The following is an 18,331-nucleotide window of genomic DNA, read 5'->3' on the forward strand; positions in this document are numbered from 1 at the left end:
CGCGGTCGCGGGTTCGGCTCTGGCCGTGTCGCCGCCTCGCGCGAATCCCTGCACAACGCGACAGAGGCGCCGCACATGCGACGCCTCTGTACGCGGTAGGCCGGGCGGGGGCGCGACAGAGGCACTGCGCATGCGGCGCCTCTGTGAGCGGCGGGTTGGGTGGGCCTTGCCCCTACCCGGTCTTACGACCTCACCCGGTCATATGAATGAGCTGAATGAGCACCACCATGACGTTAGGCGTCACGGTGAGCACCAGAGCGGCGGTTAGAACCTTGTGCAAGAGACGGGTCACGAAGAATCCCATTCGCTAGCATCCACCAACCCGGTACGTCCGGGTTTCTAGGGAGAGAGCGTACTAAGCCTGGATGATCCTGGGTGGCAACTTTGGTGACTCTCGTACCCGCCTACCCGAGATGCCGCATTGCGAGCGAGGAGAAGAGATGGCGCCTCGGCTCGGTGGGGTGCACGTGCGGCAGGGTGGTGCGGATTAGAACATGTTTCTTGCATGATGTTCGGCGCTGGGCGGCGAGGTGTTCGAGGCAAGCACCCGGCAGAGAATGGAATGAGTTCTAGCCTGGGTCAGGTGCCGGAGGCGCGGTCGAGGGACTGGAGCCGGGCTCGCAGGTCCTGCGCCTCGGGCAGGTTCAGCGCGGTGAAGAGGTGCAGCGCCTCCTCCCAGGGGCGGCGGGCGGCTTCGCTGCCCTGGACGTGGAGGAGGGCCGTGCCCAGGCTCGCCAAGGCTCTCGCCTTCTCGTCCGGGACGCCTATGTCGGTGGATAGAGCGTAAGCCTGCCGGAGGTGCTCGGCGGCGGCCGGATAGCGGCCGGAGGAGGTGAGCACTTCGCCTAGGTGGCGGAGGGCAACGGTCTCTTCGTAACGCTCCTTGATCGAGCGTGAAATGGCTACAGCTCGTTCGTGATGAATTAAAGCATCACCGTAGCGGCCAATGCTATGTAAAGTGGCGCCGATACCGATGAGGGTGTCGACCTGTGTTCTCCGATCGCCCAATTCCATCGCTATCGCGAGGGCCGCGCGGTAATTGGCCAGGGCCGTTTCGTAGGCTCCGGTGCGGCGGTGGACGTTGGCCGCGTTGATGAGCACGATGGCCTCATGCTGGCGGCTCAGCTCGGCGGCGCCGGCGGTCTGCGCGTAGTACTCGGCGGCGCGGTCGACGTCGCCCATGCGGATCATCAGGTCGCCCATGTTGTTGAGCGCCATCGTCCGCAGGCGCGGGGCGTCGATCTCGGTGAGGATCGCGAGGGCCTTGAAGCGGAGCCGTTCGGCCTCGCGGTAGTCGCCGGTGAACTCCAGGATGATCGCGTTGCGATCGAGGTTCTCCGCTTCTCCATGCCGGTCGCCGAGGGCGCCGTGGATTTCCACCGCCGCCCGGCAGTGGGCCAATGCCTCGGGGAAGCGGGATAGATGCCAGTGGATGAGGCTAATGCGGCCGAGAATATGCGCCTCTCCACGGCGGTCACCGGTTGAACGGTAGATTTGCAGCGCCTTTTCCGCATTTTCCATCGCGCTGTCGTAGTCGCCGACGCGGAAACGGATGTGGCTCAGGTCGGTCAGGGCGCGGGCGGTGCCCGGACGGTCGTTCAGGCGCCGGAGCGCCTCGACGGCCCTGGTGTGCAGGTGTGCGGCGGTGTCCCAGTGGCCGCGCGACTCCAGATGCCCGGCGAGCACGCGGGAGAAGCCGGCGACGTGCGTCGCCGAGCCGATGCGGTCGGCTTCGGCGGCGGCGTTCAGGAGGCAGGCGTGCTCGGCGGCGAACCATTCCGCCGCGTCCGCCTCGTCCGCGAGGGGCGGCGCGGAGTGCGGCCGGCCGGTCGGCTCTTGGTGCGGGAACAGCAGGTGGTTCGCGTGGCCGGCCGCCGCGAGGTAGAAGTCCAGGAACCGGTGGACGGTCCGGCGGCGGTCCTCGTCGGCGTCGGTCCGGCGGGCCACGCGGCGCGCGTAGTCCTGCACGAGGTCGTGGAAGCGGTATCGGCCGCGGGCGGGCTCGGTGATCAGGTGGCGGTCGAGCAGCTCCTCGAGGATCCGCTCGGCCTCCCGGAGCGGGCACGCCAGTGCCGCGGCGGCGGCGTCGGCGGTCAGGTCGGGGCCGGGGTGCAGGCCGAACGCACGGAACGCGTCCCGCAGCGGCGGTGCGAGACCGCGGTAGGACACCTCGAACACGGCGGCTATCCCGCGGTCCTCGTCGCGCAGTTCGTCCAGCCGCATGTCGTCGGCGGACAGCCGGTCCAGCAGGTCGCGGACGTCCCACGCGCGGCGGTGGCGCAGCCGGCTCGCCGCCATGCTCACCGCCAGCGGCAGCCGCCCGCAGCGCTCCACGACCGCGGCGACGTCGGCGCCGGCCTTGGCGCGCCCGGGGCCCGCGATACCGGTGAACAGCGCCGTCGCGTCCTGGAGGGACAGGGTCTCCAGCGACAGCGGCCAGGCGTCGTGCAGCCCGGTCAGCCGGCGGCGGCTCGTCACGATCACCAGGCAGCCGGCGGATCCGGGGAGCAGCGGCCTCACCTGGTCGTGCCCGGCCACGTCGTCCAGGACGAGGATCGCGCGGCTGCCCGCCAGCTCGGACCGCCACAGCGCGGCGCGCTCGTCAAGTGCCCGCGGCACCCGGGTCACCGGGACGCCGATCATGCGGAGCAGCGTGTGCAGGGCGTCCGCCGGATCGACGGGCTCCTGCCGGGCGTCGTTCGCGTGCAGGTCGAGGTACATGGTCCCGTCGGGATAGTGCTCGGCGAGCCGGTGCGCCAACTGGACGGCGAGCGCCGACTTGCCCACCCCGGCCATGCCGTCGATCGCTATGACGGGCATCGCGGCGCCTGCGGGCGGACCGGCGATGCCGGGCACCGTGTCCAGGAGCTGCCGCATCTCGTCGTCGCGTCCGACGAAGACCCGCGCGCGGTGCGGCAGCGTGTGCGGGCGCCGGTCCAGGCTCAGCTGGGTGCCGGGGACGCGCAGCAGGTCCGGGTCGCCCCGCAGGATCTGCTGCTGGAGCCGCCGCAGCCCGGGGCCGGGGTCCGTGCCGAGTTCCGCCGCGAAAAGGTCGTGCGCGCGCCGGTAGACCTCCAGTGCCTCGGCCTGCCGCCCGCAGCGGTAGAGCGCCTTCATGAGCCGTTCGACGGGCCGCTCGTCCAGCGGATGGCGCTCGGTCAGATCCGATAACTCGCGGAGGACGTCGGCGTGGTTGCCGTGCTTCAACTCCAGATCGATGCGCGCGAACGCGGCGGACAGCAACTCCTGCTCCAAATTGTGCCGGGTGCGTTCGGCCCAGCCGCCGGACAGGTCGGCGAGCGGTTCGGCCCGGCACAACTCCGCGGCTTGGCGGTGGTGATCGAGGGCGTATTCGTCGTCGCCGCTCTCGGCGATCGCGCGGGCCTGGTCGCGCAGCCGCCGGAACCGGTAGAGGTCGACGGAGTCATCGTCGACGTCGAGCAGATAGGACCCCTGCCTGGAGATCAGTGTGGCGCCTTCCGCGTCCTCCAGCCTGTGGCGCAGCCGCGTCATGTAGACCTGCAGGCCCTGCCGGGCCTTGGCCGGCGGGTCGCGGTCCCATACCCGGCGGATGATGGTCTCGGTGGGCACCGGCTGCCGGACGCTGAGGAGCAGCACGGCCAGCACGCAGCGTTCCTTGGGCGTTCCGAGGTCGCGCCGCCGGCCGTTCACCCACAACTCGACGGCGCCCAAGATGCGGAACTCCACCGGTTCCCCTTTGTGGAAATCTCCTCCTGAGCCGATTTTGGCATCGTGTGCACCGAATGGCCAGGGCGGAGCCGCGTTCCCCGGGACTTCCCGGAGCTCCCACTACTCACCGAGTCAGGATGATTGCAAGTTTTCGTCAAGTTCCTCGGCGGACACTCGATTCCGGAGGGCGGGTCTTTTCGGTCCGCGACGGAGGGACGGATGTTCGCATCCGAGGACGAAGGGGGTTCGTTGACGGCAATGACCGGCTTCGAATGGCGTCGGGCCCTGACCGGGTTCGACCCCGGCTGGTGGGGACGGCTGGGGGACCGGCGCACCGTGCTGGTTGTCGTGGGCTCGCCCGTACGGGGCCAGCCCGCACTGGACGTGGCGCGGCTCGCGGGCACCGACCCGCGGCTGCGCGTGCTCTTCGCGGCGGCCCCCGGGCCGTCCTCGGCAGCTGTGGAGGTGATGCTCAAGGACGCGGGCGCCGCACCGCTGTCCTTGTCCGAACTCGCGGGCGGCGATGTGGGCCTGGTCGTCACCGCGCACCGGGTTCCCGAGGGCCCGCCGGCCGCGCCGCTCATCGCGCTGCCCGGGACGATCACCGCTGAGGTGGCGCACCGGCCCGCGCCGACCGTCTTCACCTACGCCCACCACCTGGACCGCCCCCCGGACGCCCGGGACGGCCACGTGGTCGGCGACTCTGATCATGATCGCTTGGTGGCGAGCCTGCCGCTGCGCGACTTCTACCGGCGCGCGCTGGGCGTCGGCGGGCGGCGCGGGCTCGTCGTGGTCGCGCTGCCCGCGGCCGGCGGCGCCGGGGTGTGCGCGTGCCGCCGGTCGCCGGACGTCGTGGGCCGCCTGCTCGCCGAGCTGCCGTCCGACCGCTACCTCGTGCTCGGCGTCCCCGACCCGCGCGGCGACCGGTGCCCGGAGAGGCTCGCGGTCCACCTGCGGGCGGGGCTGAGCCTGATGCCGCCGGAGGCGGACTGGCGGGCCGCGCTCGCCGCCGCCGACTGGATCCTCGGGCCGCCGGGGCCCGTCACGCGCTACGGGACGATCACCGGCGTCCCGGTGCTCATCACGGGACCGCCGCCGGGGGACGCGCTGCGCCTGCTCGCGGTGCGGTTCGCGGCGCACCGGCCCGTCCGCCCGCAGCTGGCCGAGGCGGCGGCGCGGTGGCGGCCGGAGCGGGTCCGGCCCGTCCTCGGGCGGATCACGTCCGAGCCGGGGCGGTTCGACCGCAACATCCGCAGCCTGATGTACGGGCTGCTCCGGCTGCCGCAGCCCGCCACGATCCCCGTGGCCGATCCGGTCTCGCCGCCGTTCCGCATCGGCCGCCGGCCGGCCGGCCGCGTCCTGCAGGGAGGCTGAGATGATCTTCTCGGCCGACTCCTGGGTGCCGGGCCCGTTCGGGCTGGACGCTCTGCGCGGCGCGACCGTGCCGGCGCGCCGGGCGGTCCTGGCCGTCGCGCACCATCTGACCGCCGCGACGCGGCTCGCCGACGTCATCCCGCTGCTGGAGTCCGACCGGCGCGTCGCCGTCGCCTACACGGCCCCGCCGGCGTCGGTGTTCACCGGCGGGCTGGAGGAGCATCTGCGGAGCCTCGGCGGGCTCGTGCTGCCGTGGCGGCAGTCCGTGTCGACCAAGTGGGACCTCATCGTCGCGGCGAGCAACGGGATGCTGGAGAACCTGCACGGCCCGGTCATGACCGTGCTGCACGGCGCGGGTCCGGGGAAGCTGCTGGCCCGCCTCCGCGGCGACGGCCCGGCCGCCGCACGTCCCGTCACCGGGCTGATCAGGGAGCGGCTCGTCGTCGCCGGGAGGGTCGTGCCGTCGTCGATCGTCCTGGCGCACGACCGGCACCTGGAGATGCTCGAACGCGAGTGCCCGGAGGCGCGTCCGGTGGCGTTCGCCGCAGGCGACCCTTGCCTGGACAGGCTGCTCGCGAGCCTGCCCTACCGGAGGACGTACCGCCGCGCGCTCGGGGTGCGGCCCGGTCAGCGGCTCCTCTTCGTCAGCTCGACCTGGAACGGGGACTCGCTGCTCGGCCGCCACTTCGACCTGCTGCTGCGCCTCGCCGCCGAGCTGCCGCGCGAGCGGTACAAGATCGTGGCCGCGCTGCACCCGCACGTCTGGGCCTACCACGGCCGGCGCCAGGTGCTCGCCTGGCACACCGACTGCCTGCGGCTCGGCGTGCGGCTGTTCCCGCCCGAGGAGGGGTGGCGCGCCGGGCTGGTCGCGGCCGACGTGCTGATCGGCGACCACGGGTCCGTCACCTGCTACGGCGCCGCGATCGGGGTGCCGGTGCTGCTGGGGGCCTTCCCGGAGGACGCCGTGGCCCCCGGAACCCATGTCGCGCGGCTCGGCGCGCTCGCCCCGCGGCTCGACACGGACCGGCCGCTCGCGCCGCAGGTGGAGGAGGCCGCGCACGCGTTCACCGGGCGGGTCCATGCCGCGATCCGCGGCGACATCACCTCCCGGCCGGGGCAGGCGGCCCGCCTCATCCGCGAGGAGATGTACCGGCTGCTGCGGCTGCCCGACCGGGACCGCCCGCCGGACGTCGAGCCGGTCCCGCTCCCGGCGTCCTGCGGCCTGCGGGCGGCGTGATGGTCGCGCTCGTGCGGGTCTGGGACGGCCTGCCGGGAGCGGAGCGGGTCCTCGTCGGCGGGCGGGCGCTGACGCTTCGGCGCTCGCCCGCCGGCTCCGGCCCGCCGCCGTGCGACGAGCACCTCGTTGCCGGGCCGGACGAGGCGTCGCGGGCCTGGCTGGCGTGCGCGGACGTGATCGTCGGCGGCGCCGGGGACCCCGCCCGGCTCCTGGCGGCCCATCCGGGGTGCCTCGTCGCGGTGACCGTCAACGAGCGGGGCTGCCTGGTCGCTGCGCGCGGCCTGGACGCACGGCTCGACCCCGTCCTCGGCGGGACGTGCCCCCCGGCCGACGCGGCCCTGTACGCGTCCGCCCTGCATGCCTGGCTCGTGTCGGGCGGGCGTCCGGTGGGCACGCTCGCCCGGCTCACCCTCGTCCGCGGGAACACGGTCACGGTGGTCAGGGTGCGGCATCACCCGGCGACGCGCCCGGCGGCTCGCCCGGCGGCTCGCCCGGCGGCTCGCCCGGCGGCGCGCCCGGCAGCTCGGCGAGCCGCTCGCTGACCTGCGCGGCCTGCGGCGAGCCGAGATCGGCGTAGAGGGCGAGCGCCTGCTCCAGCAGCGGGCGCTCGGCCGCCGGGTCGCCCCGCCGCTCGGCGATCCGGGCCAGCTCGCGCAGCGCGCCCGCCGCCACGTGCGGCGCGTCCGTCTCCCGCGCGACGGCCAGCGACTCGCGGAGGGCGGCGGCGGCCTCGTCCAGGCGCCCGGCGCGCAGCCGGGCCTCGCCGAGGCAGGTGAGCGTCCGCGCGTGGTGGTACGGCTCGTCCCGCCGCGGGAACTGCTCCAGCACGCCGGCCAGCGTCGCGTCGGCCTCGTCGTGCCGCCCCGCCATGCTGAGCGCCTCGCCGATATGCCGGTCCATCAGCGCGATCCCGCGCGGACGCCCCAGGCTCACGTGGACGTCCCGCGCCAGGGCGAACAGCTCGACGGCACGGGACGGGGCGCCGGTGGCGAGCGCCGCGACGCCGAGTCCCTCCAGCGCCGACGCCTCGCCGAGCCGGTGGCCGGACTCCCGCTCCAGGGCCAGCGCGGTCTCGTAGTGGCCGGTCGCCGCGCCGAAGTCCTGGAGGTTGAGGTGGGCGACCCCGAGCCCTTCCAGCATCCGCGCCTCGGCGCGCGGGTCGCCGCAGGACCCGGCGGCGGCGCGGCCCAGCTCGTACATCCGGATCCACGACGCGTAGTGCTTGCGCTGCAGGAACAGCGGCCACATCGCCTCGGCGAGCTGCCAGGCGACGGCGTGCAGCCCGGTGGCGTGCGCCTCCCGCGCCACCGCCGCCAGGTTCGGGCGCTCCCGGTCGAGCCACTCCAGCGCCGCTCCGCGGGACGGGAACCGGTCGTCCGGCGGGGCCGCGTACCGTTCGCCGAGATGCCAGCGCCCCGGCATGAGGGTGAGGTCGGCGGCCACGGCGGTCGCCAGGTACCAGCCGGCGAGCCGCTCGAACGCGGCCCCGCGCTCCGGTTCCGCCGCGCGGGACGCGTCCCGCGCGTGCAGGCGGACGAGGTCGTGGAAGTGGTACCGGTCGCCGGGGCCTTCGAGCAGCAGGCTGGCGTCCACGAGGCCGTCCAGGACGCGCGCGGCGTGCTCCTCGTCCGTCCCGATGAGGGCCGCCGCCGCGGCGACGCCGAGATCGGGCCCCGGGTGGACGCCGAGCAGCCGGTAGGCCGCCGCCTCCTCTTCGCCGAGCGCCTGGTAGGAGGTGTTGAAGACGGCGCTCACCGAGATGTCGCCCTCGCCGGTGCGCAGCGCGGAGAGCCGCCGCGCCTCGTCGCCGAGTTCGGCGACCGCGCGGGCGATCGGCCAGCGCCGCCGTGCCGCGAGCCGGGCGCCGGACGCGCAGACCGCCAGCGGCAGGGTGCCGCACAGCTCGACGAGCGAGCGGGCGTGGTCGCGTTCCGCGCCGATCCGCTCCGCGCCGATCAGCCGCTCCAGCAGTTCCAGCGCCCCCGGTTCGCCGAGTGGGGCGACGTCCAGGAACCGCGCGCCGTCCACGACGAGCCCCGTCAGCCGGTGCCGCGAGGTGACCACGACCAGCGACGGCCCCGCCCCGGGCAGCAGCGGGCGGACCTGCGCCGCCGACACGGCGTTGTCGAGCATGACGACCAGCCGGCGGCCGGTCGTCATGGACCGGAACAGCGCGGACTGCTCCTCGGCCGCGGCCGGGATGCTCTCCGGGGCCGCGCCGAGGGCGCGCAGGAAGCGCTCCAGCGGCTCGTCGGGCGGGAGCGGCCCGGTCCCGGAGAAGCCGCGCAGATCGATGAACAGCTGGCCCTCGTAGCCGTCCTTGATCTCGTGCAGCCACCGCAGCGCGAGCGTGGTCTTGCCGACGCCGCCGGGGCCGGTGAGGACCACGGGCCCCGGCCGCTCCGCGAGCGCCGCCAGCTGCCGCAGCTCGCTGCGCCGGTTCGCGAACAGCCCGGACGGCGGCAGCTGCGCGGGGGCGGGAAGGGCCGGCGCGCCGGGCGCGGTGATGTGCACGCCGCCGGCGATGGAGCCGGCCTGGACGCTCGACCCGGCGATCCTCCCCGTCAGCTCGTTGGTCCACCGGTCCCGTTCGTCGGGAGACTGCACGTTCAATCCATCCCATTGACTCGGTGGTGCGTTGATCGCCCCGCTTTATGGCTAATGTAGCCGGACGTCCGGTTGACGATACAGCGGGATTTATTTGCAGTTTTGGTCATGGCATTTATGGAGAGCCGGTCAGAATGGCGATTGTCCGCGTCCGCCCGGCGTGATGCACTGGTGCGATGACAGATCCGATGACCGTCGCCATCGCCACCGCCATGGCCGGCAAGGCCGTCGAAGTGGCCGGGGAACCGGTCCGGGCCGCCGTCGCCGAGCTGTCCCGGCGGGTCCGCGAGCGCCTCCGGCGGCGCCCGGCCGGCGAGGAGGCCCTGGCGCGGGCCGCCGCCGACCCGACGCCCGAGCGGGTCGCGTCCCTCGCCGAAGCCGTCGGGCGGCTCATGGCCGACGATCCCGGGTTCGCCGCGGAGGCGCGCGGCCTCTGGAACCAGGCGCAGGCCAACGCCGCCGCCACGAACGACGGCGTGGTCAACGTGCTCAACGGGCGAGCCGAGAAGGTCGTCCAGCTCAGGGACGTCCAGGGCGACCTGAACATCAACTGAGCGCGGCCGGGGTCAGGCGCCGGGGCGGGCAGCAGGGTCAGGCAGCAGGGTCGGGCGCCGGGGTCGGGCGCCTGGGTCAGGCGTCGGCCGGGTGGTCGTCGAGCTGCTCGTCGGACGGGCGGGGCGCTTCCGGGCCGTCGCGGCCGAGGCGGAGCATGCGGGAGACGCGGACGGTGCGGAACTCGCGTCCGCGCACGCTGAACGAGTGCCCGGACGCGGCGCGGATGCCCGCGGCCATCGCCTCCCATTCGGCGAGCTCCGCGGCGGACGGCGGGTCGCCCTGGAACTCGCGGAGCCGGGGGAGCAGGCCGGTGAAGCGCCGGGCCAGCCGGTCGCGGACCTCGTCGGGGTCGTCGCCGCCGGTGAGCGGCGCCCATGAGTCGCCGTCGAGCTCCACCGCGACGAACGCCGGCGGGAGCAGCACCACCCCGGGGTGCGTCCGGATCGCGTGCCGCGCCTCCGTCCGGACGATGCCGGGGACGCTCCCGGGCTTCGGCATGAAACCGGCGAGGTTCAGCCGCAGCTGCGCCTCCCACTGGCCGCACGGCGCCGCCGGGTCGATCAGGTGGCCGCGCAGCAGACCGTCCCGGGCGAGACCGTCCCCGGCGAGACCGTCCCCGGCGAGACCGGCGTCGGTGGCACGCGGCGGCTCCAGCACCCGGTCGCCGAAGTGGATGAACCGCTCCACCCGGACGATCCGGTACCGGCGGTCGCCGATCTCCCACTCGTCCTTCGCGAGCTGCTCGCCCTCCTCCGGGTCGAGCCGGGCGGCGGCCGCGCGCATGGCTCCGGCGGTCGCCGGGTCGGGCTCGCCGGCGGCGGCCGTCCGCAGGTCGACGGCGAGGCCGTACCGGGCGGCGGAGGGGTCGTCGCAGCCGAGCGCGCCGATGCGCCATTCGCGTCCGCGCTGCACCGCGTGGCCGAAATCGGGGGAGCCGAACGGAAAAATCTTCGGGTAGCGCCGGATCCGCTCGCCGAGCTCCCGGTCGCGCACCGCCGCGACCGGATCGAGGCGGGCGACCACGTTGATGTGGTCGTACCCGCGCATCAACGCGAAGGTCATGCCCGCATCCTGGCCGGACGCCCGCTGGCGCGCACGGTTTTCTCCGCATTCCTGCGCCGGAATCGTCACCCTTGTCCGCGATTGCGGTCAATATTCAGACCGGTTTTCGGACGCTCATCCGTCCAGTTCGATGACGACCTTCACGTCGTCGGGGTGCGGGGTGAACGCCTCGTCGTAGCGCTCCAGCGGGACGCGGCGGGAGATGAGGCGGCCCAGCCAGTCCAGGTCGGCCTCCGCGAGCGCCCGCGCCGCCGCGGCGTAGTGGCCGAGGTTCGCGTTGACCGACCCGACGACCGCGTCGTTCTCCAGCACGATGTCGCGGTTGAGCGCGCCCGCGTCGACCTTCAGCGGGCGGCCCGTCGGCGACACGCCGGTCAGGCACACGACCCCGTACGCGGCGTTGTTCGCGATCGCGCCGAACACCAGCTGGGCCGCGCCCGTCGCCTCGACCACGATGTCCGGCCGGCACTCCGCGACGGCCGCGTCCAGCCCCTCGTGGTGGTAGGTCGCGCCGAGGCCGGCGACCAGCTCCGGCTTCGGCCCGTCCGCGACGCGGTCGAGGACGTGCACGTCCAGGCCGCGCTGCGCGCCCAGCAGCGCGGCGAGCAGCCCGATCGGCCCCGCGCCCGTCACCAGCACCCGGCGCGGCTCGAACCAGGAGCGCCCGCCGACCTTCTCGATCTGGTCCCACGCCTTGGCGACGACGGTGGTCGGCTCCATGAGCACGCCGACCTCGGCCAGCCGCGGGTCGAGCTTCACCGCGTAGTCCGCCTCGACCCGCCACGCCCGGCTCGCGTACCCGTCGATCTCCTTGATGCCGCGCTCGGTGTACTTCCCGTTGCGGCACATGTCGAACTCGCCGTGCGCGCACGCCCCGCACGGCTCCGGGTCGGGCCGCCGGACCACGCCGACGACCAGGTCGCCGGGGGAGAAGCCGCTGCCGGGCGGCGCCTCGCGCACCCGGCCGAGCGACTCGTGCCCGATGACCAGCCGCTCGCGCCCGGGCGGCGCCCAGCCGTAGTCCCCCGCGGCGATCTCCCGGTCGGTGCCGCACACCCCGACGGCGAGCCCGTCCACCAGCAGGTCGTTCTCCCCGGGCTCCGGGTCGGGGACGTCGGTCACGGCCAGCGAGCCGCCCTTCTTCGGCAGCACGGTCAGGGCGCGCATGCGGTTCCTCCTTCGGCTTCGGGCGGTTCAGGGGCGGTGGTGCGCGGGCCGCGTGCCGCTCAGGTGCCGGGCGGTGTTGACCAGCCCGACGTGCGAGTACGCCTGCGGGGTGTTCCCGATCTGCCGCCCGGCCGCCGTGTCGTACTCCTCGCTGAGCAGGCCGAGGTCGTTGCGCAGGTCGAGCAGCCGCTCGAACAGCTCGGTCGCCTGCTTGGTGCGGCCGATGCCGTGCAGCGCGTCCGCGAGCCAGAACGTGCAGGCGAGGAACGAGCCCTCGTCGCCCGGCAGGCCGTCCACGCCGCCGTCGGCGCCGGTGTCGTAGCGGAGCATGAACCCGTCCCGGTACAGCTCGCGCTGCACCTCGTCGACGGTGCCCACCACCCTCGGGTCGTTCCACGGCAGGAACCCGACCTGCGGGATGAGCAGCAGCGCCGCGTCCAGCCCCCGCGAGCCGTAGAACTGGGTGAACGTGCCGCGCTCCGCGTCGAACCCGTTCGCGCACACGTCGTCGTGGATCTCCTGGCGCAGCGCCTTCCACTTGTCGACCGGCCCCTCCAGGCCGTACCGCTCGGCGCCCTGCACCATGCGGTCGACGCCCGCCCACGCGAGCACCTTCGAGTGGACGAAGTGGCGCCGCTCCCCGCGCACCTCCCACAGGCTGTTGTCGGGGTCGCGCCAGTGCCCTTCGAGGAAGTCCATCAGGGCGAGCTGCATGTCCCAGGCGTCCTCGTCCGCGTCGATCCGGGCGGTGCGCGCCAGGTGCAGGCCGTCCAGGACCTCGCCCCACGTGTCCAGCTGGAACTGGTCGGACGCCGCATTGCCCACCCGGACGGGCGACGACCCCTCGTACCCGGGGAGCCAGTCCACCGTGAACTCGGTGAGCCGCCGGGTGCCGTCGATGCCGTACATGATCTGCAGGTCGGCGGGGTCGCCGGCGACCGCGCGCAGCAGCCACTCGCGCCACGCCTTCGCCTCCGTGGCGAACCCGGTGCCGAGCAGCGCCTGCAGCGTGAACGTCGCGTCCCGCAGCCAGCAGAACCGGTAGTCCCAGTTGCGCGGGCCGCCGAGCTGCTCCGGCAGGGACGTGGTCGCGGCGGCGACGATGCCGCCGGTCGGCGCGTAGGTGAGCGCCTTCAGCGTGATCAGCGACCGGCGGACCGCGTCGTCCCAGCGCCCGTCGTATTCGTAGTGCCTCATCCAGTCCGACCAGAACGCCTCGGTTTCGGCGAGGGCCTGCTCGGGCTCGACCGCCTTCGGGCGCGGCAGGTGGGACGGCTTGTGGGTCAGCACGAACGGCACCCGGTCGCCCGCCGACACGGCGAACTCCGCGTACGTGGCGAGGTCGTGCCCCTCCAGCTCGACGGGCGTCTTCAGCCACGCCGCGTCCGGCCCCGCGATCGCGTTGAACTCGCCCTCGCGGTGCCGCACCCACGGCACGATCCGCCCGTAGTCGAACCGCAGCCGCAGCGCCGTGCGCATCGGGACCCGCCCGCTGACGCCCTCCACGATCCGGACGATGTCGGCCGCCTCCCCGCGCGGCGGCATGAAGTCGATCAGCCGGACGGTGCCGTCCGGGGTGTCCCACTCGCTCTCCAGGATCAGCGTGTCGCCCCGGTAGCGGCGCCGCGTGCACAGGCCGCCGGACGCGGGCGCCACCCGCCAGAACCCGGCGTCCTCGTCGCCGAGCAGCGCGGCGAAGCAGGCGGGGGAGTCGAACCGGGGCAGGCACAGCCAGTCGACCGATCCGTCCCTGCCGACCAGCGCCGCGGTCTGCGTGTCGCCCAGCAGCCCGTAGTCCTCGATCCTCAGTGCCAAAACGCGCACCCCCGCACTCGGTCCTCCGGCGTACTCCGATCTACCCGTGATAGTGGATGTATGTCCCGTCCGTCAGAGATTCGGAGAAAGGCCCCGGAAATGTGCCGGCACGGCGACATGGGAGCTGCCGCCGTGCCGGATGCCGAAGCGTCGTCCGCTACGGGGTGCTGCAGGAGATGGACGGGTCGGAGACGTCGCCGCTCGGCGTGCCGGCGGTGAAGCCGAACGACGCCGACTGGCCCGGCCCCAGGTTGGAGTTCCAGCCGACCGGCTTGACCGTGACGACGTTGCCGCTCGTGCTGGGCGTGCCGTTCCAGAGGGCGACGATCGACTGGCCGGAGTGCATGGTCATGACGACCGTCCAGGAGCTGACCGCACTGCTGCCGGCGGTGATGACGACCTGGCCGTTGAAGCCGTTGTTCCACTGCGCGGTGCGGGTGTAGGTGCAGGTGACGGTGCCGTCGTCGCCTCCGTCGTCGCCTCCGTCGTCCCCGCCGTCGTCGGAGGAGCCGCCGAGGGCTTCCAGGACCGCGTTGTACGCGGGCTTCTTGTTGTAGTTGTCGTCGAAGAGGAGCGCGGCGCCCTCACCGGGGAACGTGTCGGGGACCCAGGAGTACTTGTCGGTGATGCCCCACACGGTGATGACGGTGCAGCGCGACACGGCGAGGCACGCGGAGACGACCTTCTTGTAGTCGTTCGCCTGCGTGGCGAGCTTCGAGCTGTCCGCCGGGGTGTTCATGCGGATGTCCAGCTCGGTGATGTGGACGTCCACGCCCAGGGCCGCGAACCGCTGGATGTTGGCCTGCATGTCGGACGGCACGTTGCCCAGGGTCAGGTGCGCCTGGAGCCCGACGCAGTCGATCGGGACGCCCCGCGCCTTGAAGTCCTGGACCATGTTGTAGACGGCATTGCTCTTCGCGTTCTGGCCGTCGATGTTGTAGTCGTTGTAGCAGAGCTTGGCGTTGGGGTCGGCCTGGCGGGCCGCCCGGAACGCCTCCTCGATGTAGCCGTCGCCGATGACCCGCTGGAACACCGTGTCGCGGCGGGCGCCGGAACCGTCCTGGAACGCCTCGTTCACCACGTCCCAGTAGTTGATCTTGCCGGCGAAGTGGCCGGCCTCCTTCGCGATGTGGTTCCGCATCACGCTGAGCAGCTCGTCCCGGGAGGAGATGCCGCTGACCCACCCGGGCAGCTGGCTGTGCCACACCAGCGTGTGCCCGCGGATCGCCATGCCCTGCGCCTGAGCGTGGCTGACGAGCTGGTCGGCCGCGCTGAAGTTGAACGAGTCGCGGGACGGCTCGGTGGTCTCCCACTTCATCTCGTTCTCGGGCGTGAGCTGGTTGAACTCGCGGTCGAGCGTGGTGACGTACGCCGACTCGCCCATGTGGCCCTGCGCGGCGGCGGTACCGAAGACGCGGCCCTTGGCGGCGGCCGCCTCCCCGAGCGTGCCGGGGGCCGCCGACGCGGGGAGCGCGACGGCCACCAGCATCGCGAGGAGCAGCGACACTGCTCCCAGCACTGCGGTGAGTGCTCTTCTCATGGTTTCGTTCCTCCTAGGAGAGTGAGTGCTTTTCGTTCGGCCTTTCCGAGGAAAGTGAGGGGCTTCCGGGATTCCGGGGATGAAGAGTGCCTATTCGGAGGTGGAGCGAGACCCCGCCCGCCGGCTTTCCGGGGGACCGAGATAAGAGGTCCTGAGCCCTCCGGTGTCGACCACGATCTTCTGCAGGACGACGGTCGGGTCGACCATCCAGAACTTCAGGGTGTGCGTCCCCGGTCCGGTGATGGCGTGGGTGGTGACGGTGCGGTTCACGTTGTCGGACGTGTTCCGCTCCCACTGCCTGTTCATGGTGGTGTCGTTCGCACCGGTCTGCGCCGTGACGTTCACGACCTGCGGCTGCTCGTCATCGATGGAGACGGCGTATTTCAGGCCCTCGGCCGAAAGGACGCTGTTCCTCGGCGACAGGTAGGCCCAGACCTTCACCGGACCCGTCGTGGTGATCGTCATGTCGTATTCGAGGCGCGGTCCCTCGCCGGGCTCCCGGCTGGGCGCGGTGACGGGGAACGGCTCCATTCCGGCGCCGGTGCGGCCGATTCCGGGGACGCGCTTCCACCGCGCCGCTCCCGCACCGGTCGCGCGGCTGTAGTGGTCGGCGTTCATGGAGACGTAGCCGCCCGCCTCGACGAAACCGTGCGCCCGGTTCGAGGCCGGCTTCTTGACGACGGCCTGGACGGTCACCGTGCGCCCGCCCGGCCCCGAGATCTCGATGGGCACGCGGCTGGTGCCCTTGGGCGCGCGGGCCCAGTCGATCCACACGGTCGCCCGGACCTGCTTGTCGACCCGTCCCCTGTCATGGGTGACCCGCACCCAGGGCTTGCCGGGGGTGATCCTGTACTGGAACGGGTCGGACCCGCGGTTGAACACCTCGATGTACTGGGCGGGGCCGCTCTGGTAGGGGCTGAACTCCGGGAGGACGGCCTCGGACTCCGCGTGCGGCCACCATTCGTCGGAGCCGTCGATCGCCACGCCCATGTCGGCGCCGGCGGGGACGTCGATCCGCTTCAGCTTCGGGAAGATCTCGTCGGGCAGGGCCACGTTGTCGCGTTCGGGCTGCTGCCAGGGCGCGTTGGGTCCGTACCGCTCGACGTCGCCGTAGCCGATGTGCGGCTGGCTCTGGAAGCCGTCCCACTTCCCGCCGGCGAGTTCGGTGTTGTAGTGGTTCGACATCGCCTGGTCGTCGTCGAAACGGGCTTCGGCGAGGTCGGCGTAGTCGTTGGCGGCCGCCCGTCCCTGCTTCGCGTACAGGATGTTGGTGAATTCGGCGTCACGCAGTTCGTACAGGTTCGCGGTCGCCTTCACCTGGTAGTAGACGAGCTGGTAGTAGGCGTCCTGGTACTCCTCCGGCAGCCGTTCGCGTATCCATTCCGCCTCTGCCGCCAGCCGCTTCCACCGCGCCGTGACGGTGGCCATCTCCCCGTACTGGTTCAGGTAGAACGGCGTCTGCCGGTCGTCGTAGACGACCGCGCTGGAGTCGGTGGACAGGTCCTTGTCCGGGTCCACGGTGATGCGGCGGTTGAGCAGTTCCGGCTTGCGCAGCGCCTGCAGGTTCCCGTACTCGTCCAGGACGTCGGCGATCTCGTCCGCGTGCTCGGGGCCGAAGTTCTGCGCGGCGTACTGCCGCTCCCATTCCCTCAGGTTCTCCAGCTGCCACTTGCCGGGATTCCACGCGTAGTCGAGGAAGAACTGCAGCGGCAGCTCGTTGCTCTTCATGTCGCCGACGTTCGCCACCCACAGGTTGCGGATGCCGTACTGGTACGACTGGTGCAGCTGCTCCCACGTGTTGCCGAGCTGCGCGGTGTCGACCCACTTGTAGTTGCGGCCGCCGCCCACGTAGTCGAAGTGGTAGTAGAGCCCGTACCCGCCGGCCCGCTCCGGCAGGCTCCGGTCGGGCAGCTTGCGCATGTTGCCCCAGTTGTCGTCGGTGAAGACCACCGTGACGTCGTCGGGGACGCGCAGCCCGCGGTCCCAGTACCGCTGGACCTCCTTGTAGAGCGTCCAGACCTGCGGGGTGGCGGACGGGTCCTTGCCGGTGACCTCGCCGAGGATCTCGCGCTCCTTGGCGATGATGCCGCGCATCAGCTCGATGCCGTCGCCGTCCGGCAGGCTGACATCGCCGTTCCCGCGCATGCCGATGGTCACGACGCCCTCGAAGTCCTCGTCGACCATCCGCTGGACGCCGTCCCTCCAGTACTTCTCGATGGCGTCGCCGTTGCGGCGGTAGCTCCACTCGCCCGTGCCCCCGTACGGGTCGTGGCCGGGTTCGACGATGTCGCCGTCCTCGTCCCGCTGCGCCGGGACGGCGTGCCGGTTCCACTCCTCGATGCCGCGCATCATCGGGGCCTCATGGGACGTCCCCATGACCACGCCGTACTCCTTCGCGGTCGCGTGGTTCAGCGGGTCGTCCTCGGCGAACGCCCGCCCCCAGACCGCCGGCCACAGGTAGTTGGCCTTCAGCCGGAGCATCGTCTCGAAGATCTTGGCGTAGAACTCGTGGTTGAAGCCGTTCGGATAACCGGGCGCCTTCCCGTTCCCGAAGAACTTCGGCGCCCACCGGTTCAGCGCGGGATTCTCGTCGTTGATGAAGAAGCCGCGGTATTTCACCGCGGGCGTGCCTTGCGTGTGCCGGCCCGGCTTGATGTACAGCGCGCGCCGGTGCTCGGACGGGACGTCGTCCCAGAAGTACCAGGGCGAGACGCCGATGTTCTTCGAGACGTCGTACGCGCCGTAGATCGTTCCGCGCTGGTCGCTGCCGGCGATCACGAACGCGCGGCGGACGCCCGGCAGCGGGTGGTCCACCACCTGCTCGAGCGTCGTCTCCCACTTGCCCGCGATGCCCGTGACGTCGAGCTTGCCGGACGAGACGAGGCGGTTGATCAGCGGGCTCCTGCCGATCGTGCCGACGATGACGACGTCCCGTCCGGACGGCGTCTCGTCCTGGGTGACCTCGGGTCTCACGCCGGTCACCCGCTCGACGTCGGACCGCAGGTCGCCGACGACGCGCACGACGCCGGGGAAGTCGGCGCCGCTGACCACCAGCGGCGCGGCCGTGCCGTGCGCGACGAGGGGGAAGTACCCGCGCCCGTCGTGGAACGAGATGTAGGACTCCGGATCGGCGTGCCCGTGCCCTCCGCGGCCTGCGGGTCCGGCGGCCCTCGCGGCGGAGGGCACGGCGGTGAAGGCGAGGACGGTCGGGACCAGGGCCAGCAGGACTTTCCACGTCCGCGGGGAACTGCCCATCGGCGGTCTCCTCAGAGGGGGGAGCTGTC

At 72.5% G+C, this 18,331-nt stretch carries 11 protein-coding genes; 4 read left to right on the forward strand and 7 right to left on the reverse strand.

All coding sequences use genetic code 11. From position 1 onward, the window contains the following. Positions 1 to 579: 579 nt before the first annotated feature. Positions 580 to 3,708: an AfsR/SARP family transcriptional regulator gene (locus tag ABTW95_RS02315; RefSeq protein ID WP_500223759.1), complete on the reverse strand. Its 3,129-nt coding sequence runs from the start codon at positions 3,706 to 3,708 to the stop codon at positions 580 to 582. Positions 3,709 to 3,948: 240 nt separating this feature from the next. Here ABTW95_RS02315 and ABTW95_RS02320 point away from each other — a divergent pair, with 240 nt between their 5' ends. The 3 genes from ABTW95_RS02320 to ABTW95_RS02330 are packed head-to-tail and all read left to right on the forward strand — an operon-like array spanning position 3,949 to position 6,843. Further along, positions 3,949 to 5,064, forward strand: a complete 1,116-nt coding sequence (locus ABTW95_RS02320; protein ID WP_396452808.1) for a hypothetical protein — start codon at positions 3,949 to 3,951, stop codon at positions 5,062 to 5,064. A gap of 1 nt (position 5,065) precedes the next feature. Beyond that, the gene (locus ABTW95_RS02325) at positions 5,066 to 6,301 is read left to right on the forward strand and encodes a hypothetical protein (RefSeq protein ID WP_396452810.1); all 1,236 of its coding nucleotides are present in this window, start codon (positions 5,066 to 5,068) and stop codon (positions 6,299 to 6,301) included. Further along, positions 6,301 to 6,843: a hypothetical protein gene (locus tag ABTW95_RS02330; protein WP_396452812.1), complete on the forward strand. Its 543-nt coding sequence runs from the start codon at positions 6,301 to 6,303 to the stop codon at positions 6,841 to 6,843. The genes ABTW95_RS02325 and ABTW95_RS02330 overlap by 1 nt, the downstream gene beginning before the upstream one ends. Here ABTW95_RS02330 and ABTW95_RS02335 read toward each other — a convergent pair. Beyond that, complete coding sequence (locus tag ABTW95_RS02335) at positions 6,740 to 8,908, reverse strand: ATP-binding protein (protein ID WP_396452813.1); 2,169 nt, start codon at positions 8,906 to 8,908, stop codon at positions 6,740 to 6,742. The two genes, ABTW95_RS02330 and ABTW95_RS02335, sit on opposite strands and share 104 nt — an antisense overlap. A gap of 176 nt (positions 8,909 to 9,084) precedes the next feature. On the opposite strand from ABTW95_RS02335, the gene ABTW95_RS02340 reads away from it, so the two are divergent. Next, positions 9,085 to 9,462, forward strand: a complete 378-nt coding sequence (locus tag ABTW95_RS02340) for a hypothetical protein (RefSeq protein WP_500223765.1) — start codon at positions 9,085 to 9,087, stop codon at positions 9,460 to 9,462. Between the two features lie 76 nt (positions 9,463 to 9,538). Here the strand turns inward: ABTW95_RS02340 and ABTW95_RS02345 are convergent, their stop codons facing one another. From ABTW95_RS02345 to ABTW95_RS02365, 5 genes are all read right to left on the reverse strand, one after another. Next, entirely contained in the window at positions 9,539 to 10,525 is a 987-nt protein-coding gene (locus ABTW95_RS02345) for a DUF5954 family protein (RefSeq protein WP_500223767.1), read from the reverse strand. A gap of 114 nt (positions 10,526 to 10,639) precedes the next feature. After that, positions 10,640 to 11,692 carry a glucose 1-dehydrogenase gene (locus ABTW95_RS02350; protein ID WP_396455065.1) on the reverse strand — a complete coding sequence of 351 codons (1,053 nt, stop codon included), beginning with the start codon at positions 11,690 to 11,692 and terminating at the stop codon, positions 10,640 to 10,642. Between the two features lie 27 nt (positions 11,693 to 11,719). Then, positions 11,720 to 13,501, reverse strand: coding sequence for a glycoside hydrolase family 15 protein (locus ABTW95_RS02355; RefSeq protein WP_500223889.1), 1,782 nt, complete (start codon positions 13,499 to 13,501; stop codon positions 11,720 to 11,722). Between the two features lie 163 nt (positions 13,502 to 13,664). Continuing rightward, positions 13,665 to 15,047: a glycoside hydrolase family 10 protein gene (locus ABTW95_RS02360; RefSeq protein ID WP_396452756.1), complete on the reverse strand. Its 1,383-nt coding sequence runs from the start codon at positions 15,045 to 15,047 to the stop codon at positions 13,665 to 13,667. 90 nt (positions 15,048 to 15,137) lie between these two features. Next, entirely contained in the window at positions 15,138 to 18,302 is a 3,165-nt protein-coding gene (locus ABTW95_RS02365) for a glycosyl hydrolase 115 family protein (protein ID WP_500223770.1), read from the reverse strand. Positions 18,303 to 18,331 lie beyond the last annotated feature (29 nt).

Source organism: Spirillospora sp. NPDC127506 (assembly GCF_040302145.1).
Classification (GTDB): Bacteria; Actinomycetota; Actinomycetes; order Streptosporangiales; family Streptosporangiaceae; genus Spirillospora.